This is a genomic window from Staphylococcus sp. AntiMn-1 (genome assembly GCF_001663395.1).
In the GTDB taxonomy this organism is placed as follows: domain Bacteria; phylum Bacillota; class Bacilli; order Staphylococcales; family Staphylococcaceae; genus Staphylococcus; species Staphylococcus equorum.
This window is the reverse complement of sequence record NZ_CP012968.1, coordinates 2,124,369-2,150,285: the sequence shown is the minus strand read 5'-3', so window position 1 is coordinate 2,150,285 and position 25,917 is coordinate 2,124,369. Positions and strand designations below refer to the sequence as shown.

Here is a 25,917-nt window from a genome sequence, read left to right as displayed (position 1 = left end):
CTTATAATTTGTTTTAATTTACGACTAAAGCTATGTATAAAAAATACTTTCTCTTGGTTTTCAAGAGAAAGTATCCACCTTCCCTCATCTTTGAAAGTAAAATTACTTTCTGTGAATTAGCACCATTTCAAAAACGACGGTTGCTGGGCTTCATAGGGCACATCCCTCCACCACTCTAGATAAGAGTAAATCATATGTATTTGATTGTTTTAATCCTAGCATCGCACTCATGATTAGTCAATGAGTTTTTAGAAAATTCTAAATCATTTGTTTTCATAAATATTTCCACTTCGTTCCATGTGAAACAATAATCATTCTGATAGTTAACTTTATAATTTGAGAAGCTAAAGAAAAAATAACACCTTAATTTAATATATACATCTACAATAATAATATAAAATATATATAAAATATGCGTAATAATTTTATGAAGTGGTATATATATATATTAACAAGATAGAAATAATACATAACACGAGGAGTTGCATAATAATGAGAATTTTAGTCTTAGGAGCAGGTGGTATCGGGGGCTACTTTGGTGGTCGCTTAGCTGAAGGTGGTCAAAACGTTACATTTCTAGTACGTTCAAAAAGAAAATCATATCTAGAGCGTAATGGTCTATCTATTCATAGCGAAAAGGGTGACTATCACTTTAACCCTCAACTTATTACAAGAAAAGACCGTGTGAAACCATTCGATATAGTGCTCTTGTCTTCTAAGTCTTATCATTTAGAACATGCGCTTGAAGATTTAACACCATTTGTTAACGGTAATACAGTGATTATTCCATTACTTAATGGAATCGCACATCTACCAAAGTTACAATCAACTTTCGGTGAAAATAAAATTATGGGTGGTTATTGCGTTATTGAAACGACTTTAAACCCCGTTGGTGAAATCGTTCATACAAGTCCTTTTGACAAACTCTTTTTTGGTGAATTAAATGGTGATCAAAGTGAACGTGCTGAACAAATTGCTCAAGCTTTTTCAAATACCAAAGCTGAATTTATTTTAAGTTCAAATATCCAGCAAGGTATGTGGCATAAATATTTAATGATCACTGTACTATCAAGTCTTACTACACTCATGCATGCACCAATTGGACCAATTCGTGATAGCGTGGGAGGCGTTGATTTTATTGAGTCACTATACAATGAAGTCGCTTCAATTATGCGTACACATAGTGCGCCTATTTCGGATAATATCGTCGATCAATATATGAAATCACTGCCGAAATTATCCTATCACTTCAAGACTTCTATGCAACGAGATATGGAAAAAGGATTAAATATTGAAGCAGATCATTTACAAGGTTATTTGTTAAATTTAGCAGCATCATACCAATTAAATGCACCTCTGCTAACTACTGTTTATCAAAACCAAAAAGTATATAAGGAAATGCTTCAATAATAACTATTTAAAATCGTTGTTTATAGAACTTAATGAGTAGTTGCATAGTGCCGACAAAGTTGAAGACTTTGTCGGCACTTTTTGTACACACTTTCAGCAGGCATGAGCCATCCTATAGTATTCGGCTAGTACTTTTCCCGCGGGGTCGACACAAATCACTGCCTTGATTCATTGATGTAACTAAATATAGGACAACAAATATATAAATGAATTAGCGAAAAAGAATTCTTCCATTTCCTTGTAAATTTAGTAAAGAAATTGATAAACAAAGATTATCTCAAGGAAAAACATCTATAAAAAATAAACCAAATGCTTTTATAGCACTTGGTTTATCTACGTTTTGAAACCTCTCATGACATAACATAATGAGTAGATTTATTATGTTATTTTTTCACTTTCATTCTTTTAAATCCTTTTATAATCAGTGGATAGAACAGCGCTAAAATAGTCATCAATGTCAATACGATACTAATTGGGGATGCCAAAAAGATATCTGCTACATTGTTATTACTCACTATTAAGCTTTTACGAAAATTCTGCTCCATATCTGAACCTACGATTGCTGCCAAAATTAAAGGCGCAGCCGGGAAATCTAATAATTTCATAACTAAGCCGATAATACCGAAAATAATTAGAATATAGAAATCAGTGATACTATAACCTAATGTATATGTACCGATAAACGCTAGCACCAAAATAATAGGATATAACACTTTGGGTGGTGTACGTAATATTTTTAACAGTAATCCTATTAAAGCAATGTTCAAAATGACTAAGAATATATTACCAATAAACATGCTATTAACGAGTGTCCATATCGTTTCAGGCTCATTTGCAAATAATAAAGGTCCTGGTTGTAAACCTAGCATAACGACTGCACCTAAAATTACAGCTGTTGTTCCTGATCCTGGTACGCCCATCGTTAATAACGGGATTAAAGCACCTACTGAAGCAGCATTATTAGAAGCTTCTGGCGCAGCTACGCCTTCTATTTGACCTTTCCCGAAATTCTTACCATTTTTAGATATTTGTTTTTCAGTTGAATAACTTAACATTGCCGCAATAGAGCCGCCGGCTCCTGGTAATACACCGATTAAGAAACCAATAGGACTTTGGCGAAGCATAGCGCCTCTTGTGTTCTTTATATCTTCCTTAGATAATTTCATTGATCCTACATCAGCTTTAGGTGGTTTCAATGCATCTAAATGTAAATAATTATATAATACTTCTGCTACGGCATATACACCAATGATAACGACTAAGAAGTTGATACCTTCACTTAAATGAGGTAAATCAAATGTGAAACGATAAATACTTGTTTGTAAATCTACCCCTACTGTACTAATGATTAAACCAATACTTGTCGCAATGAACCCTTTGACCATCTTCCCTGACGATAAAGTTACAATAGCTGAAAGCGTAAATAAGAATAATAAAAAGTACTCTTGAGGACCAAATTTCAAAGCAAAGGCAGATAACGGCTTAGCTAAAATGATAAAACCAAACACCGCAGTAATACCTCCAATTAACGAAGCTATAGCTGAGATCGTTAGGGCTTTACCCGCCTCTCCATTTTTGGTCATTGGATAACCATCGAATGTAGCTGCAATGGCTGAGCCATCACCTGGTGTATTTAACAAAATCGAACTTCTCGAGCCACCATACATGGCACCATAATAAATCGAAACCATTAAAATCAATGCGCTTACGGGTTCCATACCAAATGTCACAGGTATGAGTACTGCAACCGCAGTCGCAGGTCCTAATCCAGGTAACATACCTACCACAGTACCTAGAAAACCACCGATAAGGACCCATAAAAGGTTCATCGGATGAAACGCTGTTGATAATCCTTCTAAAAAACTACCTGCATCAATCCCCATTTAATCACCCTCCTTAAGGTAAACTGACATTCAATAATTGTGCAAATGTGTACCATGCAATGCCAGAAAAAATCACCGTAACTAAAATATTCTGTAACCATCTTTTATATCCGTTAATTAAGAACATAATGGCACCTAAGAATATAATTGTTGAAATTAAAAAGCCAAGACGTTCGAATATTAAAGCGTATATTACTGTTAAAACAATTGTTAAGACGATACGTATAAATGTTTTCCTCTCTAGTAATTGTGAAAAGGCTGTAAAATCTTCATGACGTTTTTTGAATTCTTGAAAGAAATAAATAATACTCATTATCAAAAGCAATAAACCAACTAACATTGGAAAATACATCGGACTATTAGGATCGCCAATGTTCGATTTAGGTATATTTATAGTTAATACTAAATAAATAAGACCAAATAATATTAATAATACTGGAAAGACAAGTCGTGACATTTATACTCCCCCTTATTTCAGACCTGAATCTTCGACTAGTTTTTTATATTTCTTACGTTGTTCTTTTAAAAATTTCTCACTTTCTTCGCTATCTTTATAATAATTCTCCCAGTCGTTGTTCTTTCTTATTTTTTGCCATCTATCTGATTTCACTACATCTTGCATTGTTTCATCCCAATAGGCAATTTGTTCTGGTGTCATATCTTTCGGCCCCATGACGCCACGCCAATGTGGAAAGACGACATCAACACCTTGTTCTTCCCAAGTAGGCACCTCTTCGATGCCTTCAACCGGTTTATCAGATGTTACTGCTAACATTTTTAATTTTCCAGTTTGGTGTTGTTCTTTTACTTCAGAGACAGCAGTAGAAGCAACATCTACATGTCCACCTAATAAAGCGGTTTGCAAATCTCCTCCGCTTTTATACACTAGGAAATCGATTTTATCTATATCAACGCCATATTCCTTCGCTGCTTGTACAAAAGCTAAGTGGTCATTGTTACCTAAACCTGGTGCAACACCTATGGTTAAGGATTCTGGATCTTTTTTTAGCTTTTCCATCACTTCTTTACCAGAACTTAAATTAGATTGATTAGATGCTGTTAAACTAATCCACTCTGTTGCTAAAATCGCAATAGGTGTAAAGTCATCTGTACCTAAATCACTTAATCCCAATTCCTTGTTAGATAATAATAAACTTGAGTTGATAGAAATCGTATTCGGCGAACGTGATTTTAAATATTGCCAGCCGACTTCTCCGCCACCTCCAGGTTTATTAATCACATTAACATTTTGTTTAGTTAAGTCTTCATCAATCATAATTTTTTGTATCGCACGTGCTGTAGTATCCCAACCGCCTCCTGGAGAAGCTGGCGCAACGATTTCTATCGTTTCATTGGGAAATTGTTTATCCGATGCACTCGAATTATTTTCTTTACCACAACTTGCTAGTACAACTGAAAAAATGACAATTAAAATCCCCATCTTTTCATCTTAATCCCCCTTTATTGAAAACGTTTACAAACTAATTTTATATTATCAGATAATTAAGAATAATTAAACAATATTTTATTTTTTTTATACTTTTCAGAATCGGATGTTAATATTTTAAAAGTCATATTAAGATAGTAATAAAATATTCAGTATTAAAAACAATTTTGAAATATAACCTCAGCCTTTATCATTTTAGGTATTGCTTAAAATCAATGCTTAAACCAACTAAAACAGGTTATACTATGTATGTATAAACGATAATTAATTGTAATATTTGGGGGATTTACTATGGGACAGAATCATCCATTTGATAAAGCTACACAACTAACTGAAGAAACGCCAGGTGCTTATAATGGCCATACGTCCGAAAAGTATGCCAATATGATTGGACCGTTTGGTGGCGTTATTGCATCTACGTTGCTTCGTACTGTCTTAGAACATCCAGAACGATTAGGAGAACCAGCTGCGTTAACTATTAACTACGCAGCACCTGTAGCTGATGGCGATTTTAATATTAAAGCAATACCTACTCGAACAAATCGATCCACTCAGCATTGGTATATTGTGCTTTCTCAAAATGCTAAAACTGTTATTACTGGAACGGCTGTTACTGCTCAACGACGAGATACTTGGTCTACTACCGAGATAGCGTTCCCTAATGTACCAGCTGCTGAAAATGTTGCGCTTCCATCAATAGAGGGTGCACCACCTTGGTTACAGAATTATGATATACGAATTATTAAAGGGGCACCACTCGCATTATCACAAACACAATCTAACAATGCTCATGATTCTACGACACTTCAATGGATACAAGACAATCCAAAGAGAAACCTTGATTTTCTCTCACTTACTTCAATATGTGATGCTTTCTTTCCACGTATTTGGGTACGTCGTGAAAAAATGGTACCTATTGGAACAGTTTCGCTTACTATTTATTTTCATGCTGATTCAGAAACACTTAAAATGAATGGTAATCGAGAAGTCTTAGGCCATACACGTGCACTTAAATTCTATGATGGCTTCTTTGACCAAACTGGAGAAATATGGAGTTATGACGGAAATTTACTTGCGACAACGAGTCAATTTGTTTATTACAAAGAATAAACATTTTAAATTTCATGAGAATTAAAAAGAGCTATAAAGCATCTACAACATAGATGCTTTATAGCTCAATTTATGAATTCTTTTAATGACTTACTTCTTCACTTTGAAAATGCCCACCATGATATTGGTCTACATATTGATAATCATGTTCTGTACGCGCTTTCAAAATTGCGTTTCTTAATAGATTATTTACTTTATTTTTACCATGTATGATTTCGCCCCATACACGTGCATTTTCTTGTACAAATGTCGTGCGTGGTTTACGCTCTTCTTCAAATTCTGTAAATGCCTTTTCATAATTCGTTTCATGTTTTTCTAACATATCAGCCATGAATGATGCATCTTCTAAAGCTTGGCATGCACCTTGAGCAAGATATTGTAACATTGGGTGTGCGGCGTCACCAATTAATGTAAAGTTACCTTCTGACCATTTATCAATCGGCTTACGATCAAACATTGGCCATCTTTTTTGTCTTGAAATATAGGAAACTGCAGTTTGCACTTTATCACATGTTCCAGAGAATACTTCATCCATTTCTTCTGGTGTGCCCCAATCATCTGCTAGTTCATTACCTGGTTGATAGTTTTTACTTTTAAACACAACAACTTGATTATAAAGTTCACCTTTACGTACTGGATATTGTACAACATGCATATCAGGACCAATCCACATATAAACATCGTCTAAATTACCAATATTAGTAACTTCTTCCATTGGAATTGCACCTCTATATGCAACATATCCTGAACAAATAGGCTCGTCATCAATTAAATAACCACGTGTAGTAGACCATAAACCATCTGCACCGATAACGGCATTTGCTTCATGACTATCACCATTTTTAGCTGTGACTTTTACATCTCCGTTGCTTTTTGTTTCTATATTTTTGATGTATTGATTTGTAGATAATTCCACATTAGGATGTTCTTCACATGCTTCTAATAAAATACGATGCAAATCAGAACGATGAAGTACGATATAAGGTGCACCATATCTCTCACGATAAGTCGAATCGATGTCTAGCGCAGATAATTCTTCACCTGTAAATGCGTTCATTAATACTAATCGTTTTGGAAAAACAGCTACTTCATTAATCTTATCCATTACGCCTAATTTTTGTAATACATTCGTACCATTCGCTGCAAGTTGAATACCCGCGCCAATTTCTTTAATTTCTGGTGCCTTTTCTAAAACCTTAACATCATTTCCATTCTGAGCAGCACCCAAAGCTGTTGCTAAACCTCCGATACCGCCACCAATAATGATCATTTTTTTATTTTCATTACTCATGATGTTTACCCCCTTGTTTTAAAAATCAACTTTTAATATATAGTGATTAAGCTATTTGTATCATCTAATACGATTAACGAAAATCCCCTGTGAATTCGTCTATTATTTTTTGATGCCCCTTGTTTTCCTCTAAACTATCTCCTCTTTCTAACTCAAAACGATTCATAATAGGAATATCATTTACTGAGAATAAATATGAATCTTCACTTGCTACATGTTCATGCCAATTCCAGTTTGGTACTACAAAGTAATCCCCTTTTTTCCAATTAAATTTCGTACCATTAATAACAGTATATCCAGATCCTCTATGCACACAATATATAACTGAGTGAGTATGTCTATGTGCCTTTGTATGATGTCCTTTAGGTAAATGTGTCATTCTAGAGCCAACGGTTGGGTTAGCAGATTTTCCTGTTGATGGATTAATATATTCAACTGTAAATCCATCATATGGATCAGGTTCAAAGTTCATCAAACCGTTGATTGCATCTACAGTGCGATCCCATTTATAGTTAGCCAGTGGTGCTACATCAAATTTGTCATCACCAATTGGACGTACCATTCCACCCTGATATCTTTTTTCAGAGAAGTTATCAGGAACATCAGGTTGTTGCAATCCATCTTCGTATGGTTCAAAGAACGTACCACCTAGATTATAAATAGTAGGAATATCTAACGCATCCATCCATATCATTGGTTCATCACCTAAATGGCCATGACCATGCCATAAATTTTTAGGCGTTGTTAAAAAATCCCCTTCTTCCATAAATATACGTTCACCTTGAACAATTGTATAAGCGCCCTCACCGTCAGTTATAAATCTGAGTGCACTTTGCGTATGACGATGTGAAGGAGCTTCTTCTCCTGGTTGTAATAATTGCACTGCTGCATAAAGCGTCTGAGTTGTTGATACATGCCCCCATGGTTGACGATAAGTTAAACCTGGATTTTGAAAATAGATAGCACGACGCTCGCTACCTCTGTCAGGCGTAAATATTTCCGCTGCCTCTGATAATTTTTTCTTCAACAATTCACCACTCCATAAATAAGCTTGTGCATGTGATTGTGGCGTCTTATTCATTACTTCAGGAATAGCTTCCCAAAGAGGTCCTAAGTTATATTGTTGAATATCTCGTGTGAAATCTTTTACATCACTGTCTTGTAAGAAACTTCCTTTGTCTGCCATAAAAAAATTCTCCCCTTTATAATATAATTTTATTCAGGCACTTTACTTAAATTTCTTTTAATTTGTCCAAGATGCTTTTCAATATGCTCATCAATAAAATGTTCAATGATAAATGAAACTGGTTTATTACCAAACTTTTCGAAATTTCGATGTGGATTTTCTTCTGTTAAACGGCTTTCGTCAATTTTTGAAAGTCTTTCATTTACTTCGTCTTTCAAATTCGAAATTGATTGTATAACATTTTCAACATTTAATGCTTCTGGGTTAGACACTGCTTCTAATCTAGCTTCATCTTTCAAACCTCTTCCCCATTTTGAACCCGGTTCTGATAATACTGTTTCAGTTTCGCTTAACCAATATGAAGTCGCTTCTTTAACATGATTTAAAATTTGTAAAATAGACCATTCATCTTCTGTTGGGTTCCAACGTATTGTTTCTTCTGGTAATCCATCTACTTCTTCTAAAATATTATCTAAAGTATGTTGAATTGATTCGATATACGTTTCTATTTTCGACATTTTATATGCTCCTTTAAATTTATTTTTGTTTATTTTCTGCAACTACTTTATTTTCTAAAGCACCTATTTTATCGATTTCTATTTTTACGACATCGCCTTCTTTCATAAATACTTGTGGATCACGAGCTGAACCTACGCCACCTGGTGTACCTGTTAAAACGATATCTCCTGGTTTCAATGTTGCTAATCCAGATAAGAAAGCAACTAATTTTTGAACTGTGAATACATGATTAGATGTATTTGAACGTTGCATTTCTTCACCATTTAAAGTGAGTACCAACTCTAATCCGTCTGGATCTTGTAATTCATCAGAAGTCATAATCCATGGACCCATTGGCGCTGTGCCATCGACTGTTTTTCCTTGTAGCCATTGTAAAGTTCTTTGCTGAATATCACGGTAAGTTACATCGTTAACGATTGTGTACCCTGCTACATAATTAAGTGCGTCTGCTTCAGATACATTTTTTGCTTCTTTACCTATTACAAAAGCAAGTTCCGCTTCGTAATCTAATTTATCTGAGATAGGATAATGAACAATATCGTCTTCTGGACCAACAATTGTATTATCAAATTTAGCAAATACTACTGGATTTTCAGGTAAGTCACGACCCATTTCTTTAATGTGTTCCTCATAATTATGTCCTACACAAAACATTTTTCCTGGATTTTGAATAGGCGCCTCTATTTTTACGTCTTCTTTTTTATAAATTAATTGATGATTAAATACATCTGGTTTAGCTTGCGCAAAATCAATTGCTTCTTTAGCATAGTTTAAACTTTCTTCTCCACCTTCAATGAACCCCTTCGCATCAGATGGAACATATGCTTTCGCAATCGTTTCACTACGAAATTTACCCTTACTTTGTAATAAAGCTTGAAATGCATAGTTTAAATCTACTACTTCATTTTTTTCTGTTAATGTACCTAACCTAGAATAACCATTTGTTTTAAAAGTAATCAGTTTCATAAAATATCTCCCTTTGTTTTAAAATTTAAGTTTTCTTAATTAATAAAAACTTATTCTTCCTAATGATTTCCACTAATGTGATAATGAGTTCACCATTTGTAAACAATTATAATTAATTGTCAGAAAATTGTCAATCTTCCTTTTGTTAGTAATTCATTTCTATTAGTATAAAAAGACAATATTTTTAAATATAATTGAGTAAATGTATAGTGCTAGAATATTGTGCTATAATTTGATTGCATGAAGGAGCGTGAGTAATAAATGGCGGATAAAAAGAGTAAAGACTATATCCAATCTTTAGATACAGGTATTAAAATATTGAATGTATTACAGAAATCTAAATCCCCTATGAAATTTAGTGAGATTCAAAAAATTACCTCTATTACGAAAAGTAACTTATATAAATATATGAATACTTTAGCTAATAATGAATTGGTCTATCGTAACCCAGCTACAGGTGAATATCATTTAGGAAACCAACTCATACAACTAGGTATGTCAGCAATGGGTAATTTAGACTCACTGGCTATTGTGACACCATACTTACAAGAAATTGGCCGTCACAATAACAATACAGTCTTATATTCAGTAATCACTCGACGAGGCCCAGTCGTTACAAAAATTTGGCATGCAGAAGGTATTTTAAATATTGGTGCCCAAATTGGTACAGTACTTCCCCCGAAATCTTCTTCCGGTAAAATATTTGCAGTCTTTTTTGATGAAACTCAAAAAGAGTACGAAGATGAAGAATTAAATAAAATTCACAATCAACAAATTGCTTTCGCTGCAGAACCGTTGATACCTACAATTTCTTCTGTTTCTTTCCCTGTGTTTACATTTAATAAAGAACTAGAAGGGATTATTTCAGTTATAGGAGTAAAAGACAATTTACCAGATTCAGTAGAATCACCGGATACACACTATTTATTAGAAAAGCAAAAAGAAATTTCTAAATTATTAGGATTACACCTTTAATACTCAAGGTAAGTCAAATCATTTTCTGTTGATTAGACTATTAATTGAATACATAAGAGCCATTAAATGATTTTAATGGCTCTTTTTTTGAGGTTAAAATATCGTATTAATTTTACCGCTCAGCCCTTTTCTCTTAGTTTTCTAACAGTTTGAATTACATCTCCATAGCAATTAAATATTCTTAATTTTCACATTTTTCATTGTAATTGTAAAAAAACACCTATATAATCACCAATAAAGAACAAAGGACACTAATATGATAAATATACTGTTTTATTATCATATTTTAATTATTAGTGTTTAATTTCATGGAGGGGTTATATTTATGGGGGAAATCAATACAACCAAAGTAGTGAATAAAAGTAAGTTCAACAAATTTCATTTTAAATTAATTTTTTGGAGCTTTTTTCTTATTATTTTCGACGGCTATGATTTAGTTTTGTATGGCACAGCAGTACCTATGTTAATTGAGGATTGGGGCTCTCCGAAATTGAAGCAGGTACTTTAAGTAGTTATGGCCTATTCGGTATGATGTTTGGGGCTATAGGTTTTGGCATTCTAGCTGATCGTATTGGTAGAAAAAATGTCATAGCAATCACATTGGTTTTATTCAGCTTATTTACATGTCTTTGTGGGTTTGCTGCAAATACAACACAGTTTGGCATCTATCGCTTTTTAGCAGGTTTAGGTCTGGGGGATCATGCCTAATGTAATTGCACTAGCAACAGATTTTGCACCTGAGAGAATGAAAATCCTTGTCGTTTCAATAGTGTTATGTGGCTACTCAATTGGTGGTATTCTTGCACCAGTATTAGGGTTAACATTAATGCCTATCGGAGGTTGGCGCTCAATCTTTTGGGTGGCAATTTTACCTATATTTGCACTACCGTTTTTACTTAAGCAATTACCTGAGACGTTTAGTTATTTAAATCGTACTAATAGGAAAAAAGAAGCAGTAAATACATTAAGAAAAATTGATCCAAAACTTAACATATCAATGAACGATACGATAAAAGATATCGAAGTTTCTACTACTAAAGTGCCTTTAATGGACTTATTTAAAGAAAACAGGGCGCTCAGTACAGTCTTATTTTGGTTAACTTTTTTTTGCTGTTTATTAATGATTTTTGGTTTAAATACATGGTTACCAAATTTAATGATGCGAGCAGGATATGAATTAAATTCTAGTTTAATGTTTTTAATCGTATTACAAGTTGGAGCAATCGTAGGAACACTTATAATCGGAAAACTATGTGACAAATTTGGTTCCAAAAAACTACTTGTGCCATTATACATTGCTGGCGCTATTTCTTTATCTCTATTGTCTTTAGGTAAAGATGTTAATATATTTGTTATTTATATTTTAATTGCAATCGCTGGCGCTGCTACCATAGGTTCACAAAATCTCGTTCAAGCTTTCGTATCGCAATATTTCCCAGCCTATATTAGATCCACAGCGCTAGGTACAGCTTCTGGTATTGGGAGAGTCGGCGGAATGATTGGACCGCTAATGGGTGGCTTTTTACTCACATTTGCATTACCTATGCCTATGTACTTTATCGCTTTTGCTATTCCAGGTTTAATAGCTGCCTTAGCACTTTATTTAATACCCATGCAACATGCAAGTGAAGAATATAAAAAACGTATCAAGTTAAAGACGTGCCGAAAGACGTACCGAACGAAGTTAAATAACTTTATACTTTAAATGTGAATGGGAGAAAAATCTTGTTATAAAAATTAGATTTCTCTCCCATTCCTTTTTTGTGCACGCTTACCGTGGTCATAGTCTCAGCCTATAGTTTTCGGCTAGCGCTTTTCCCGAAGGAGTGAGTCAAATCACTGCTTTTTTAATGAAAATGGTTATTTTACAATCCAAAATTTCATACAATTGTATAGTACATTCATAAACACACTGCCATATCGCTAGAGATTAAATTAAAATAATACGGGAAGATAATTAATAAGAAGGTGAAATAATGTTAGATAGAGAAGAAGTTTTTAATTATGTGAATCGTAATTATGATGTAAAACCAGATTATCCTTGGCAAACTTATTCGAACTTTGCAGCTTTAAGACATAAAGATAGCAAAAAATGGTTTGCTTTAGTGATGAATATTTCTCAAGACAAAATAGGATTAAATGGCACTGATGAAATAGATGTATTGAATTTGAAAGTCAGACAAGAATTTATTGGTCCTTTAAGAAAAAAAGAAGGGTTTTACAAAGCCTATCACATGGATAAATCCAATTGGATAAGCATCAATTTAAATGAAATTAACTCTATAAATCATATTAAAGATTTAATAGCAGAAAGTTTTGAGTTAACACATTAACTCTGTTCATTTTCAGCAAAACTTCACACTAAATTGATATTAAAAACAGGTGAGCATCCTTTAGTTATAAGATGCTCACCTGTTTTATTTTAATTATTTAATTTTACTGTTCTTCTGCTTCTTTTTGATTCGTACGTTTTTGTAATAATATTGCTACCGCTGCTAGGATTAAGACTAAGACGGCGATACCGATAAGTCCAAGGTATTTAGCAATATTACCAAAGACAATACCTACGACTAAGAAATCTGTATCTGAGAATGTCGTTGCTGCGCCACCAAGTTCTCCTAAGAATGGCAAGAACAGTAGTGGTAAGAATGTAATTAACAAGCCATTTAATGCTGAACCTGCTATTGCACCTCTAATACCTCCACGTGCGTTACCAAAAACGCCAGCAGTTGCCCCTAAGAAGAAGTGAGCTACTACGCCTGGAAGTATAACTACGCCACCAAATAAGAATAAGACGAACATGCCCAAGACCCCAACAATAAAGCTGACAAAAAAGCCAATTAATACAGCATTTTGTGCATAAGGGAAGACTATAGGACAGTCTAATGCTGGTTTTGTATTAGGTACTAATTTTTCAGAAATACCTTTAAACGCTGGCACGATTTCAGCTAATATTAGGCGTACACCTGTTAATATGATAAACACACCAGCTGCAAAAGTAACCCTTGAATCAGTGAAAATACAATAAAGTTTTGGCCGTCACTAATTTCTGTATGTACGAAAGTTGGCCCCGCAAATAATGCTGCCACAAAATAAAGTAATGTCATTGTGAGTGAAATACTGATTGTACTTTCTCTTAAAAAGCTTAAGCCTTTTGGAAAATTAATTTCTTCAGTTGATTTAGATTTCCCTTTAAATAACTTTCCAACCTCTCCAGCTGCCCAATAACTGATTGTACCAAAGTGACCTAGAGCGACTTGGTTAGTTCCAGTTATTTTCTTCATCGTTGGTTGTGCTAACGCTGGTAATATGGCCATAATTAATCCTAAAATAATAGATCCCGTGATTACTGTCAATGTCCCAGTGATATTACCTACTGACAGTAATATAGCTAAAAAGGCTGCCATATAAAATGTATGATGACCAGTTAAAAAGATATATTTCAAATTCGTAATACGTGCGATAATGATATTAACAATCATCCCAAACACCATAATTAATGCTGCTGTTGTGCCATATTGTTCTAAAGCAATTGAAATAATTGCTTCATTATTAGGTACAACACCTTGCACGCCAAAAGCGTGTTGGAATATCTTTCCAAATGGTTCTAATGATTGTGTTACAACATTCGCCCCTGCGCTTAACACTAAAAATCCAAGTATTGTTTTAATCGTACCGGACGTGATGTCAGTGGCAGATTTTTTCTGCATAATTAGACCTATCAAAGCGATTAAAGCTACTAATATAGCAGGTTGACTCAAAATATCAACGATAAAATCTAGTATAGGTTTCATAACGTTGCCCCCTTACTTATAATTTATAAAATGTTCAAATCACTTAATTTCTCATTCAATTTATTTTGTAACTCTTCCTTATCTAGAATGTTATCTAAAACAATAACGTCCCCTAAGTGCTTTGTATTTTCTTCTAAATCTCTACCGCAAATAAATAAATCTGCCATATCAGGACTCGCAGACATAACATCACTGTGTTCTACTTTAATATCTGATGGTACATTTAAATTTTTCAAAGCTTCCTGTGCATTCATTTCCACCATAAAGCTACTTCCTAAACCGTGACCACATACAACTAAAATTTTCATTTTCATCATTCTCCTTTAAATATATTTATTATTTCATCAATGTCTGTTGCTACTAATAATTTATTAACTGTGTTCGAATCCCCTAAGATGGTTGCTAAATTCCTTAATATTTCTAAATGGCCTTCGTTATCAACAGCGCTTAATACAAACACGAGAGAAGCATGATGTCCATTTTCAGAAAAGTTAATATGGTGATTCAATTTCAATAAACTTAATCCTATTTTTTTGACATCATCACTCGGTCTAGCATGCGCTATTGCGATTTCAGGTGCTATTACAATATAGGGTCCTAATTCTTCTACGCTATAAATCATCTTTTCAATGTATTGTTGTTTAAAGTACCCTTGTTCTAGCAGAGGTTTAGATGCTACACGAATTGCATGTTTCCAATCATCTACTCGATCTCGTATCAGTACTTTATCTGATGATAAAATTTCCAGACTCATTTATATCCCCCTTATTAATGTTGACTTACATCACGAATACATGACATGATATCTGCTATATTTCCAGAAAACAGTGTTGCTCTCGTTGATTCGTCCATGATTAGCTCGCTAAATTGTCGCAAAGCATTTAAATGTATCTGCGGCTGCTCCGTAGCTAATGTAATAATGATATGCACTGGATCGTATTGCTGATGATTAAAGGTCACACCCGTTTTAAAATGAACTAAACTAAAGCCTACAGGTTGTTTAACATGTTTATGGTTAGCATGAATCAATGCAATATGAGGACTAATTACCATATAAGGTCCAAATGCATCTAATTGTTCAATAATGTCAGCTGCATAGGCCTCATCTACGATTTGGTCATTTACAAGCGGTGATACACATTGTCGAATTGCATCATTTCTTAAAAGTGTTGGCTGTTGTGTCAATATTCGAGATTGTGGTAATACTTCTTGTAACGTTGGTCCTAACCCTTTGACATCATTTACATATCGTTCTCTTGAATGGTTGATAATTTCATTTAATTGCTTTCGATCATCTTTATTTAAAAATGGTGTAACCCTAATTACTGGTACACTTGCTTGTTCAAAAGGGACAGTAGAAATGATATAATCAATACCTTCATGTTTTAGCATTACTTCATCTATTTCATATATAGAATAAGCATCTACAATTTCTAATTCTGGATAAATATGATCCATCCTACTTTTTAGTAATTGAGAAGTTCCTATACCTGATCCACAAAGTAATACGACTTTAATGGCATTTGTTGTCACTGCTGAAATCCGTTCAATCGCAGAAGCAAAATGCAGTGTGATGTATGATAATTCATCATCAGTAAAGTCGATTTGGTAATTTTCTTCAATGCCCCATACATGTCTTTTGATTCCCTCTATAATATGGTCATACTGCGCATGAGTCTCCTTATTTAAAGGGTTCGCATGCGTCATATCAAACTTCAATCGATGAATTGCAGGTCTCAAATGTACGATTAAACCATTTGCTAATTTGCTATCAGACATTAAATCTAATCCTAACTCTCCACTCATACGTTCAATCAATTGTTCTGTTAATACCTCTAAATCGTCTATTTGTTGATTGAGTTCATTCACTTCTGACGTTTTAGCACCTAATAAATGCAAAGTAATAAAAGCTGCCTCACTTTTTGGAAATTCAATCTGAAAAATATCTTCTAATTTTCCTTTAATTTTAAGCGCAATATGAAATTGCTCTGTTTTAGAGAGCTTTTCATACTCTTTATCAGGTATGTCGAAGGCGAAATGTTCATTTGTACGATGCAGCGCAATCAAAATGTGATAAATCAATCCGTCAATTGCACTTTGAACTAACTGATATTTCGCATCTAATAAGATAGAAGTGACTGTTAAACGAATTTGTTCTAACTCTTTATTCGAAAAAAGTTGATGTCCCATATGATGTGTATGCGTTTGAAAATATTCATGCACACGTGTGGCATAGGCTTTACGATAAGCATTTTCCTCACCCTGTATCACAAATCCTTTATTTTTCTTGTACTCAAGAAGCAAATCGTTTTCTTCTAACCAAGATTGAACATTTTTCAAATCTTCAACAATCGTACGACGTGTTACTGAAACTAAAGTTGCTAATACTTGGGATGATGTGGGTTCAATAGATTCAAACAACTTCAAAGTGATATATAATATGCGTTCTTTCTTTGAATAATGCATCGATGTTCCTGTATATTTTGGCTCTAATGTTGCCAACTGAGGAGCTGTTGTTGTAACCTTTATCCCATCATATTTATTCCGATGTATCGTTAAATCTAATTTATCTTCCATAGTTTCAATATATTCAAGATCATATTGAATTGTTCTTTCAGATACATTGAACTGTGTTGCTAAATTATGAATTTGAACAAAGGCTTCACGTTCAAGTAAGTACGTTAATATATGATGTTGTCTCTTGCTTAACACATCAGCAACCTCCTTACAGTTATATTGTAATCGCTTTCTTGTACGTGTGGATGTGTAATCTATTTCGTCTCACAATACGAAAAGTTGCACACCTAAATAAAAAATACTATTTTTAAATTATAAAATGCATAGACCTAATTTGATACATCTTTGTTTATTTTTCAAAACAAAAAAGATGTAAAAGTAACTAAACTTTTACATCTTTTGCTGACATTGATTCAATACCATAACAAATCATACAATTATTTATTATTTTTTACTTCTTTATACAAATCTATCATTTCCTGTGCAAGATCTTTAAAAGTGATAGCTGTCATTAAATGATCTTGACTATGCACTGTTAACAGCGTCAAATTGATATGTTCACCTTGTGCTTCCTTCGTTAACATGTTTGTTTGAACATGATGCGCTTCAAGTAATGCATCTTCAGCTTGTTTTAGTTTTGCTTCCGCTTCATCAAATGCACTTTTTTTAGCTGCAAATATGGCTTCCATCGCACTACTTTTAGCATCACCGCTATAAGTAATGAGCGACATTGCAAATTCTAAATTTTTCTCTTCTTCAGACATCATCCCACCCCTATTCGCTCATTAAACGTTCAGCAGCACTTAATACGTTTGCGCCATTCATCGTACCGTAATCCGTCATTTCAATCACTTCTACGGGTATGTTTTTTTCCGCACCTTTTTTAGTATATTCATCTTTTTTAAAACGCACTTGTGGTCCTAACAACAAAACATCTACTTGAGCATCTTCAATTTTTTGATCTGCTTCTGTCGTTGAAACTGCAAATATTTCACGGTCTAACTCTTGTTTTTCAGCTTCTTTCTGCATTTTCTGAACTAACATACTTGTACTCATTCCTGCTGCACATACGAGCATTATTGTTTTTTCTGCCATATAAATCCCTCCATTTATTAATACCATACCCTATCTGTTAATTGATCTCGCTATCATTGATAATGTGTGACGTTGTCCACGTATCGCTTTACTTAATTCAAAAATATTTTCTACAGGAGCTAAACCACCATAGCCTGCATCACCAATATGTTGAATATCCACACCGCATATTTTATTTCGAATAGCAAAATCCCTAATTGTACTAGCGTCAGAACTCTCTTGACTTGTTCCTATTGCTGACATAACTAAACCACTATGATGATGGACTGCTTTCACTATGTCTTTTAGTTGTGCTTCATCAAATCCTGGCACTGTTCCAATAGATGGTACTAAAATAATATCAGCACCTGCATCAATAAATTTTTCAACATATGCTTTTGTAATTACAGGTTCATCTACACCTGCGCTGTGCATTTTTCCTGCTATAATCAATCCTGAAAAATTTGCTCTTGTCTCAGCAATTGCACCAACAATCTTTTCATTAGATACGCCAGTACCTGGGTTCCCTGTCATGCAAATAAAATTTATGCCTAATTTTTCTAAAGCCTTTACTGTTTTCGGACTTGCTTGACGTCCTTTAGCAATATTTAATTTTTCTTCTGCCATGCTCGCTTGGTCATCTACTGGTTCTAAATTGACGCCTATAGGTCTTGCAACAAGACGTCTCAATTCTTTGATGACGTGTTTGTTCTCATCTATATTTTCTACTTTAGGATTGAACGCATCTAATCCATTCAATAAAATCAAATCTGCTCCGAAGGCACGTGATAGTTCTGCATTTGTGATGTCTGGTATGACTGGTGTGCGCGTAACAACATTCTCTGCTAACACTACCCGACCATCACTTGCTTTAATACTTTGTTTTAATTCTTCAGCCGTCATTTTCACTATTTCTGAAGCATTCGCACTTAATAATCTCTTAACCATATCATCTACTCCTTTATTTTGATTCTTCCGTTTCTTTTATTCCGTTCGCTTCCTTGTCTTCTAAATATAAATTATATTTCTCCATCGCTCTATAAAATGGGTAATAGAGTAAAATATCGATAATGATACAGACAATTTGAACCAATGAACCACTATAATGTCCTGTTGCTAAAAATCCACTGATGATAGGTGGTATCGTCCATGGCATCGCTGTACCATTTGTAAGGTGTACGAGACCACTCGACATTGCGAAATAAGTTATCGTCGCATTAATCATTGGTGCTAATACAAATGGAATAATTAATCTCACATTAAGTACAACAGGTAAACCAAACAATGTCGGTTCATTAATATTAAATATACCTGGCATCAGTGTAAGTGGTGCCATCGTTTTTGTGATTTTACTAGAACGCTTTTTAAAAGCTAATATCGCAATTACGATCACTAGTCCTATTGTTGAGCCACCGCCACCCATAAATACAAAGTTATCAATGAATGGCTGCGTTATGATGTGCGGTAAGTCTCCGTGTGGATTGGCTTGATATGCTAGACGGTTTTCATCAATATTTTTCAACCAAATAGGTTGCATAACTGCATTTACTACGTTTGCACCATGGATACCGACAAACCAAAATGCACTATTAAGACCAACTAAGATAATGGTACCGATTAAGCTACCTCCCATCAGACTTAACGGCACACCTAATGTATTAACAATCAATTCATGGATGTTGCCAAAAGGTAAATTATCCAATGCGATATATACAGCAAGCCATAATATGATAATAGCTGCCCCAGGTATTAATGCACTAAAACTTTGTGCTACTGCTGGTGGAACCTGATCTGGCATTTTGATTCTAATGTTTCTATTGATAAACCACTGAAAAATTAACCCTGAAATAATACCAATAATCAGTGCTACAAATAAGCCCTGACTTCCCATATATATTTGAGGTATTGCCTCTTCAGGCACCTTATCTCCAGTCATTACATTTGGTGTGACAACTAAAAACGCTGACATCGCAATAATACCGGCTGAAACTCCATCTGTATTGTATTGCCGGGCAATACTATGTGCGACACCGAAACTTGCAACTAACCCATTAACCCGAATGTCCCATTCACTGCTTTCATTAAATATGGTTGAATTCCCTGTGCTTCTAGCCACTCTATCCAGCCTGGTATCGCAATACCACTGATTACTAAAAATAATGAACCAATAATAATCAAAGGCATTGCAACGATAATGCCATCCCTCATTGAAATCAAAATTTTATTAGATCCCAATTTAGAAGCGACTGGTAACAAATGTTTTTCTAATGCGTCATTAAATTTACTCACATCAACACCCCATCGTAGATTCGATTTTGAAAACGCTTTCAATGTTTTAATTAATTATAATTTATAACTAATAGAGTGTCAATATAGTTGCAACTTTTTATTTTTAATATAATAATAAGAGTATTAAGAAATTATGGTGATAAAAATGAAAGCAAACATGACAAATAAACAGCGTATGATACGGGGTCAAATTTTAAATGAAATATATGTACGCGGCCCTATATCAAGGGTTGATATAGCAAAAAACACAGGTATTACACCCGCAACAACAACTGCAGTAACCGCAGATTTAATACAAAATAATCTCATTAAATCTACGGATATTGAAGTTGATAACTATGCTATTAACACTAAAAAAACATCAGGACGCAAAAAAATATTACTTACAATTTGTAATAAATACAATTACTATGTTGGTATTGAATTAGCCAGAGATTTTGTAACGTTATGCTTAACTGATAATCTTGGGAATATCGTTGATCAAAATATAATCGATATTACTGCAACACAATTTCTAAAAAAAATCACACCAAACTTTATCTTGGAAGAACTTAATCATTTCTTAAAACAACATGCAGCTTACGATATTCAGGCAGTTGGCATTGCTTTACCAGGTCACTTTGATGAAACATCTCAACAAATTGCTTCAAATAGTGATTGGTCTGGTTTTGATTTGGAAGATTTACTTTCTCGTATTAGCTTACCTGTATTTTTAGAAAATAATGTACATTGTATGAGCCTATATGAACATTTACTTACATCAGAAAATCATGGCGAAAATTTCATCTTCTTCCATGCTGTAAAAGGCATTTTTTCATCTAGTATGTATCGTGGCAATTTATATGGCGTTTCTAACTTTTCTGTAGGGGAAGTTGGACATACTATTATCCATCCAGATGGCGAACGTTGTGAATGTGGTCGTAGAGGATGCTTACAAAACTATTTAGGTGGCATGAATATTATAAATAAAGCTAAAGTCATTTATAGAAGTGCTCAAAGTACTTATCTCACAAGTTTAGTAGCAGACTCAAATGATATAACTTTAGATACTGTTATAGAAGCATATCGTTTAGGCGATAGTGGCATTGTACAAATTATTAAAGATGCCATGCGTGCAGTTGCAATTACGCTCAATAATTTAACAATGTTAGTTGATACCAATAAAATTTATTTGCATGGCCCATTATTTAACAATGATATTACGAATGTTATTTTAAAAGAATACTTGAGTTACCAAAACTTATACGGGGGATTAGGTGAAATTGATTTTCAAATGAAGTCGTATCAGCCTATTAATGGTGCAAAAGGTGCCTGTGCCCTTGCCATCCACCAACATTTAATTTGGTCAGAAGTATAAATGAAGCCAAAATATAATAGTTCAATAAAAGTGGAAGAAGGAGATTATTTATCTCCCTCCCTCTTTTTTGATTTCTAATACTTCTTACAACAAATATTCACTATAAAAATTTATAACTCACAAAAATTAAATAAAAATAACTTTTTAAATTATGAATTTTTATATTTTATGAAAAAGCGGTGCGCATAATATATAACTGTGATATTCTATTTTAATAAACATATTACAAGGGGGATTTTTATGCATTGCCCAAATTGCGGGGAGCCAGTTACAAACACAGATTTATTTTGTGGTGAGTGTGGCGCCAAATTAACACTTCAAGATCTATCATCTACTGACAACCCAACTACTAATCAACATACATCTCAGTCTGATGTATCACAGAATCAGGAATCATCTCAGACATCTTATCAGCCCAAACAACCAAGGCAATCAAACAAAAATAATACTAAACATTCTGATGATATTTTTAATGAGGCAAAATTATTTTTCTCCAACTCATTTTCTAGGACAGATGATGAAGTTATAAGTAAACATCAATTTACATTTAAAACACTTTTCAGTCTCATTATTGCAGGATTTATAGTTACACTTATTTTATTATCTTTAGTTATACCAGCAGAGATAGCATTTTTTGCAACAAGTAAGGCTAATATCGTTTTTAACATTACCTTTTACATACTAATAGCTATTTCAATACTTTTTGGTATTACCTTATTATTGATTAAACTGCTAAACATTAAAATCAGTGTACATAAAGCACTTTCAGATTTTGTATTAGTTAATACTTTTTCTGTAATTGCGTTCTTATTAGGTTTATTATTTCTAGCCATTAATGTACCAAGTTTTGGATCAATGCTTGTTTTAATTTCTATGCTATTTACATTAGTATCACCAATTTATCTCACAACAAAGCATAGTCATAAGCATCCACTTCGCATGCCCGTGGTTTATGCTATTTTAATTTATATTCTTATTTTAGGTGTCATCCTTCGCATCTTTATTGAAGGTACAGTTTCAAATTCTTTAAGTGTTTTAGATTCATATTTTAATACAGATTATTAAGGAGAGAGTTAATTAATGAAATACTGTAGTAATTGTGGAGCCGAAATTAAACCAAACCAAAAAGTATGTACACAGTGTGGCACCCCTGTACATCAACAACGTAGTACAAATAACAACGACAATCATAATAAAAAATCAAAATTACCATTTTATATTACAATTGCTGTCATTGTAGTTATCCTTATTGCATTATTTACAGCTTATAAAATAATTGAAAGTCAACTTTCACCGACAAAACAAGCTGAAGCCATTTCAAATGATTTAAAGAAAAATAAGCCGAGCAACTTAGCTCATAATTTAAAAGCAAACGGCGAGTCTCTATCTAAAGACGAAGCCAAAGCTGTCTATAAATATATTAATGAAACAGATAGCCCTGAACGTGTTGGTAATGAAATCCAAAGCGCTGCGCAAGATATGAAAGATAATACAATGGGTGGTTCTTCTGTTACAGTTGGCGATAATGAACTCATCAACATCTCTCAAGATGGTAAAAAATGGGGGATATTTAAAAACTATAATTTTAATGTAAATGAAGAGTCTGTCACCATTCTTCCTGAAGAAGATAGTACGTTATCTTACAAACATAACGACGATACGAAACAAGTGAAACTAAAACAAGGTAAGACAAAAACACTTGATGACTTCCCTATTGGAATATACGATTTAAAAGCTACTCAAAAAGTAGATGAGAAAAAGTTTGATGGCGTCGTTCATATCGATATGTCAGAAAGTAGCGATGCTGAGCCTCAATTCAAACAAAAGCGCTTCACTGTAAGTACTGATTCAGCATATATCGATTCAGATTCACTAAAGCTTTATATCAATGGTGAGGAACAACAAGACTTTAATGAATACGCTAGCGAAACATTTGGTCCATACTCTCCTGATGAAAAAGTAGAAGTATATGCTACAACTGAAGTTGAAGGTAAACAATTCACATCAAATGTAGAGAATGTTTCAAGCCCTGAAAACGATGAGGAAGAAGTTGATGTGACTTTAACCTTTGATGATGAAGCTATTAGCGACCATGAAGACAAAGTATTTGAAAAAGAAACTCAATCTGAAGAAGACGAAGACCCATCCAGTTCAGATGATGAGGAAGTCACACGTGATAATGTTATAGACAAAGTCGAATCATATGAAGGCGAAAGTTTAGACACTGATACTTATACTTATAAAGAACCTGAAGAAACAGATGATGGTTGGGGATTTTCATTTACCGATAAAGACGGTAATTTAGCTGGATCATATACTATAGATGATGATGGTTATGTCACAGAATATGATGAAGACGGTGAAGAAGTCAATTCTGGATATTAATATTGTTTTATAACAGCCTACGTTGTATACGTGGGCTGTTTTTATTTAAATATATCTTTCTTACTTCTTTTGAAAATAATTTTAATTATGTGTTGTTATCCACGTTATTCGAACATCTTCAATCCTCCTTTTTTTATCACTCTACTCCACTTTCATTTATTTTTAATTGTAACGATTTTCGTAACTTTTATATGCAAGTGTATATAATTATAATATTACATGTTAGAATTTTATTGTAATAAACTCATAATGTTTATAAATCCACTAGATCCTGGAGACCTGGACTACTTATCCAGGTTTCTTATCATTTAAGAAATAGGTGAAAAGATGAACTTCGTAGAATTAACAGAAAAAGAATTCACTGATTTTATTAATCAAAACTTTGTGCATTATACCCAGTCTACTTCTCATTTTCATTATAGAAATAATAAGAAGAAGGATGTACATTTAGTAGGTGTTAAAGAAGATAAGAAAGTGATTGCAGCTTGTCTATTAACAGAAGCTAGGGCATTAAGATTTTTTAAATACTTTTACTCTCACAGAGGTCCGGTTTTAGATTATAGTAATCCAATATTAACTAAATTCTTTTTTGAAAATTTAAAAGTATATTTAAAAGCTCAAAAAGCCTTATTCGCTTTAATAGATCCATATATTTTAGAAAATATTAGAGATGCTGATGGAAAAATAATTGAGCACTATGATAATAAAAAGCTTAAAAATGTATTATCAAAATTAGGTTATGCTCATCAAGGTTATAGTATCGGTTACTCTACCACTAGCCAAATTAGGTGATTATCTGTTTTAAATTTAAAAAATAAAAATGAGAGTACCATATTAAAAGAAATGGATTATCAGACACGTCGTAACATTAAAAAAACTTTTGAAATGGGTGTAGAAGTAAAAACACTGGATATTTCAGAAACTAATGTATTCTTTGAACTATTTCAAATGGCAGAAGAAAAGCATAATTTTAAATTTAGAGATAAAGCTTATTTTGAGGAAATGCAAAAAATTTATGCCAATCACTCCATGTTAAAACTCGCGTATATCAATTTAGAAAATTATAAACAACAATTGCAAAAGAAAAATGCTAGTCTTCTTTTAGAAATTAAAGATTTAGAGAATAAATTACAAGAAAACACTAATTCTAAAAAAACAAAAACGAAATTGTACCAGTTAACACAACAACAAAATAGTTATGAAAGAAAAATTAATCAGACGATTGAATTAATCTCAACAGAAGGAAATATCTTAAATTTAGCTGCCGCATTTTATATATACACGAAAGATGAAGTTTATTACCTATCTAGTGGTTCTAATCCTAAATACAACCAATTTATGGGATCTTATCGTTTGCAATGGGATATGATTACATTTGCCATAAATAATGCTATTCCAAGATATAATTTTTATGGCATTACTGGAGACTTCAGTGAAACTTCTGAAGATTATGGCGTACAGCAATTTAAAAAAGGCTTTAATGCACACGTAGAAGAATATATTGGCGATTTTATAATTCCAATCAGAAAATATTTATATAAACTATATTTATTAAATAAAAATAGACACGTTAAATGAATTAGATTCAGCTAGATTCAAAACCAAACGCTGTAATGGTATTTGGTTTTGAATCTATTTTTGTTCATTTATCTCATTATTTAATATTTCTTGAAAATGGCAGCGCCTTAGGCCAATTTCTGAATAACCCGACGAC

General features: G+C 33.3%; 25 protein-coding genes, 2 pseudogenes and 1 riboswitch. Of the genes and pseudogenes, 11 read left to right on the top strand and 16 right to left on the bottom strand.

The features are described from left to right. Positions 1-81: 81 nt before the first annotated feature. A riboswitch (SAM riboswitch) is annotated at positions 82-186 on the bottom strand. A 306-nt stretch (positions 187-492) separates the two neighbouring features. Continuing rightward, positions 493-1,410 carry a 2-dehydropantoate 2-reductase gene (gene panE / locus AOB58_RS10365; protein ID WP_021338831.1) on the top strand — a complete coding sequence of 306 codons (918 nt, stop codon included), beginning with the start codon at positions 493-495 and terminating at the stop codon, positions 1,408-1,410. A 383-nt stretch (positions 1,411-1,793) separates the two neighbouring features. Here the strand turns inward: panE and AOB58_RS10360 are convergent, their stop codons facing one another. The 3 genes from AOB58_RS10360 to AOB58_RS10350 are packed head-to-tail and all read right to left on the bottom strand — an operon-like array spanning position 1,794 to position 4,734. Beyond that, positions 1,794-3,293: a tripartite tricarboxylate transporter permease gene (locus tag AOB58_RS10360; protein WP_021338832.1), complete on the bottom strand. Its 1,500-nt coding sequence runs from the start codon at positions 3,291-3,293 to the stop codon at positions 1,794-1,796. Between the two features lie 13 nt (positions 3,294-3,306). Beyond that, the gene (locus AOB58_RS10355; protein WP_002511570.1) at positions 3,307-3,750 is read right to left on the bottom strand and encodes a tripartite tricarboxylate transporter TctB family protein; all 444 of its coding nucleotides are present in this window, start codon (positions 3,748-3,750) and stop codon (positions 3,307-3,309) included. Between the two features lie 12 nt (positions 3,751-3,762). Then, positions 3,763-4,734 carry a tripartite tricarboxylate transporter substrate binding protein gene (locus AOB58_RS10350; RefSeq protein ID WP_064783398.1) on the bottom strand — a complete coding sequence of 324 codons (972 nt, stop codon included), beginning with the start codon at positions 4,732-4,734 and terminating at the stop codon, positions 3,763-3,765. A 297-nt stretch (positions 4,735-5,031) separates the two neighbouring features. On the opposite strand from AOB58_RS10350, the gene AOB58_RS10345 reads away from it, so the two are divergent. Next, entirely contained in the window at positions 5,032-5,850 is an 819-nt protein-coding gene (locus tag AOB58_RS10345; protein WP_021338834.1) for an acyl-CoA thioesterase, read from the top strand. A gap of 82 nt (positions 5,851-5,932) precedes the next feature. Here the strand turns inward: AOB58_RS10345 and AOB58_RS10340 are convergent, their stop codons facing one another. The 4 genes from AOB58_RS10340 to AOB58_RS10325 all read right to left on the bottom strand — a co-directional run bounded on the left by AOB58_RS10340 (position 5,933) and on the right by AOB58_RS10325 (position 9,812). Beyond that, the gene (locus AOB58_RS10340; RefSeq protein ID WP_021338835.1) at positions 5,933-7,141 is read right to left on the bottom strand and encodes an FAD-dependent monooxygenase; all 1,209 of its coding nucleotides are present in this window, start codon (positions 7,139-7,141) and stop codon (positions 5,933-5,935) included. Positions 7,142-7,214: 73 nt separating this feature from the next. Continuing rightward, positions 7,215-8,327, bottom strand: coding sequence for a cupin domain-containing protein (locus AOB58_RS10335; RefSeq protein ID WP_064783397.1), 1,113 nt, complete (start codon positions 8,325-8,327; stop codon positions 7,215-7,217). Positions 8,328-8,356: 29 nt separating this feature from the next. Beyond that, the gene (locus AOB58_RS10330; protein WP_002511575.1) at positions 8,357-8,845 is read right to left on the bottom strand and encodes a DinB family protein; all 489 of its coding nucleotides are present in this window, start codon (positions 8,843-8,845) and stop codon (positions 8,357-8,359) included. A 19-nt stretch (positions 8,846-8,864) separates the two neighbouring features. After that, positions 8,865-9,812: a fumarylacetoacetate hydrolase family protein gene (locus AOB58_RS10325; protein ID WP_021338837.1), complete on the bottom strand. Its 948-nt coding sequence runs from the start codon at positions 9,810-9,812 to the stop codon at positions 8,865-8,867. Between the two features lie 261 nt (positions 9,813-10,073). Here AOB58_RS10325 and AOB58_RS10320 point away from each other — a divergent pair, with 261 nt between their 5' ends. The 5 genes from AOB58_RS10320 (at position 10,074) to AOB58_RS10310 (ending at position 13,120) form a co-directional block, all read left to right on the top strand. Next, complete coding sequence (locus AOB58_RS10320) at positions 10,074-10,787, top strand: IclR family transcriptional regulator (protein ID WP_021338838.1); 714 nt, start codon at positions 10,074-10,076, stop codon at positions 10,785-10,787. A gap of 325 nt (positions 10,788-11,112) precedes the next feature. Then, positions 11,113-11,295 carry a hypothetical protein gene (locus AOB58_RS13825; RefSeq protein WP_237283149.1) on the top strand — a complete coding sequence of 61 codons (183 nt, stop codon included), beginning with the start codon at positions 11,113-11,115 and terminating at the stop codon, positions 11,293-11,295. A gap of 20 nt (positions 11,296-11,315) precedes the next feature. After that, positions 11,316-11,495: an MFS transporter gene (locus AOB58_RS13935; protein ID WP_250636771.1), complete on the top strand. Its 180-nt coding sequence runs from the start codon at positions 11,316-11,318 to the stop codon at positions 11,493-11,495. Further along, complete coding sequence (locus tag AOB58_RS10315; RefSeq protein ID WP_250636770.1) at positions 11,488-12,492, top strand: MFS transporter; 1,005 nt, start codon at positions 11,488-11,490, stop codon at positions 12,490-12,492. Before AOB58_RS13935 ends, AOB58_RS10315 begins: the two co-directional genes overlap by 8 nt. Positions 12,493-12,763: 271 nt before the next feature. Next, positions 12,764-13,120, top strand: a complete 357-nt coding sequence (locus AOB58_RS10310) for an MmcQ/YjbR family DNA-binding protein (RefSeq protein ID WP_064783396.1) — start codon at positions 12,764-12,766, stop codon at positions 13,118-13,120. A gap of 103 nt (positions 13,121-13,223) precedes the next feature. Here the strand turns inward: AOB58_RS10310 and AOB58_RS10305 are convergent. The 9 genes and pseudogenes from AOB58_RS10305 to AOB58_RS13820 all read right to left on the bottom strand — a co-directional run bounded on the left by AOB58_RS10305 (position 13,224) and on the right by AOB58_RS13820 (position 20,461). Beyond that, a pseudogene (locus AOB58_RS10305) lies at positions 13,224-14,581 on the bottom strand (PTS ascorbate transporter subunit IIC). A gap of 23 nt (positions 14,582-14,604) precedes the next feature. Continuing rightward, positions 14,605-14,889, bottom strand: coding sequence for a PTS sugar transporter subunit IIB (locus AOB58_RS10300; RefSeq protein ID WP_021338843.1), 285 nt, complete (start codon positions 14,887-14,889; stop codon positions 14,605-14,607). Positions 14,890-14,894: 5 nt separating this feature from the next. Next, positions 14,895-15,335 (bottom strand): PTS sugar transporter subunit IIA, encoded by a 441-nt coding sequence (locus tag AOB58_RS10295; protein WP_021338844.1) that lies wholly within the window; start codon positions 15,333-15,335, stop codon positions 14,895-14,897. A 14-nt stretch (positions 15,336-15,349) separates the two neighbouring features. After that, the gene (locus AOB58_RS10290) at positions 15,350-17,293 is read right to left on the bottom strand and encodes a BglG family transcription antiterminator (protein WP_064783395.1); all 1,944 of its coding nucleotides are present in this window, start codon (positions 17,291-17,293) and stop codon (positions 15,350-15,352) included. 242 nt (positions 17,294-17,535) lie between these two features. After that, a complete protein-coding gene (locus AOB58_RS10285) occupies positions 17,536-17,862 on the bottom strand; it encodes a PTS lactose/cellobiose transporter subunit IIA (RefSeq protein WP_064783394.1) in 327 nt (108 codons plus the stop codon). Positions 17,863-17,872: 10 nt separating this feature from the next. Further along, the gene (locus AOB58_RS10280; protein ID WP_002511583.1) at positions 17,873-18,193 is read right to left on the bottom strand and encodes a PTS sugar transporter subunit IIB; all 321 of its coding nucleotides are present in this window, start codon (positions 18,191-18,193) and stop codon (positions 17,873-17,875) included. Positions 18,194-18,223: 30 nt separating this feature from the next. Further along, the gene (locus AOB58_RS10275) at positions 18,224-19,120 is read right to left on the bottom strand and encodes a DUF7916 family protein (RefSeq protein ID WP_002506561.1); all 897 of its coding nucleotides are present in this window, start codon (positions 19,118-19,120) and stop codon (positions 18,224-18,226) included. 13 nt (positions 19,121-19,133) lie between these two features. After that, positions 19,134-20,288, bottom strand: coding sequence for a PTS sugar transporter subunit IIC (locus AOB58_RS10270; RefSeq protein ID WP_237283148.1), 1,155 nt, complete (start codon positions 20,286-20,288; stop codon positions 19,134-19,136). After that, positions 20,216-20,461, bottom strand: coding sequence for a hypothetical protein (locus AOB58_RS13820; RefSeq protein ID WP_237283147.1), 246 nt, complete (start codon positions 20,459-20,461; stop codon positions 20,216-20,218). Before AOB58_RS13820 ends, AOB58_RS10270 begins: the two co-directional genes overlap by 73 nt. 157 nt (positions 20,462-20,618) lie before the next feature. Between AOB58_RS13820 and AOB58_RS10265 the strand changes: the two genes are divergently transcribed. The 4 genes and pseudogenes from AOB58_RS10265 (at position 20,619) to AOB58_RS10250 (ending at position 25,781) form a co-directional block, all read left to right on the top strand. Further along, complete coding sequence (locus AOB58_RS10265; protein ID WP_237283146.1) at positions 20,619-21,818, top strand: ROK family protein; 1,200 nt, start codon at positions 20,619-20,621, stop codon at positions 21,816-21,818. 240 nt (positions 21,819-22,058) lie between these two features. Then, positions 22,059-22,883 carry a zinc ribbon domain-containing protein gene (locus AOB58_RS10260; protein ID WP_064783393.1) on the top strand — a complete coding sequence of 275 codons (825 nt, stop codon included), beginning with the start codon at positions 22,059-22,061 and terminating at the stop codon, positions 22,881-22,883. 15 nt (positions 22,884-22,898) lie between these two features. Continuing rightward, entirely contained in the window at positions 22,899-24,203 is a 1,305-nt protein-coding gene (locus tag AOB58_RS10255; protein WP_064783392.1) for a TcaA second domain-containing protein, read from the top strand. 327 nt (positions 24,204-24,530) lie between these two features. Next, positions 24,531-25,781: pseudogene (locus AOB58_RS10250) on the top strand (aminoacyltransferase). The last annotated feature ends 136 nt before the right edge of the window (positions 25,782-25,917 follow it).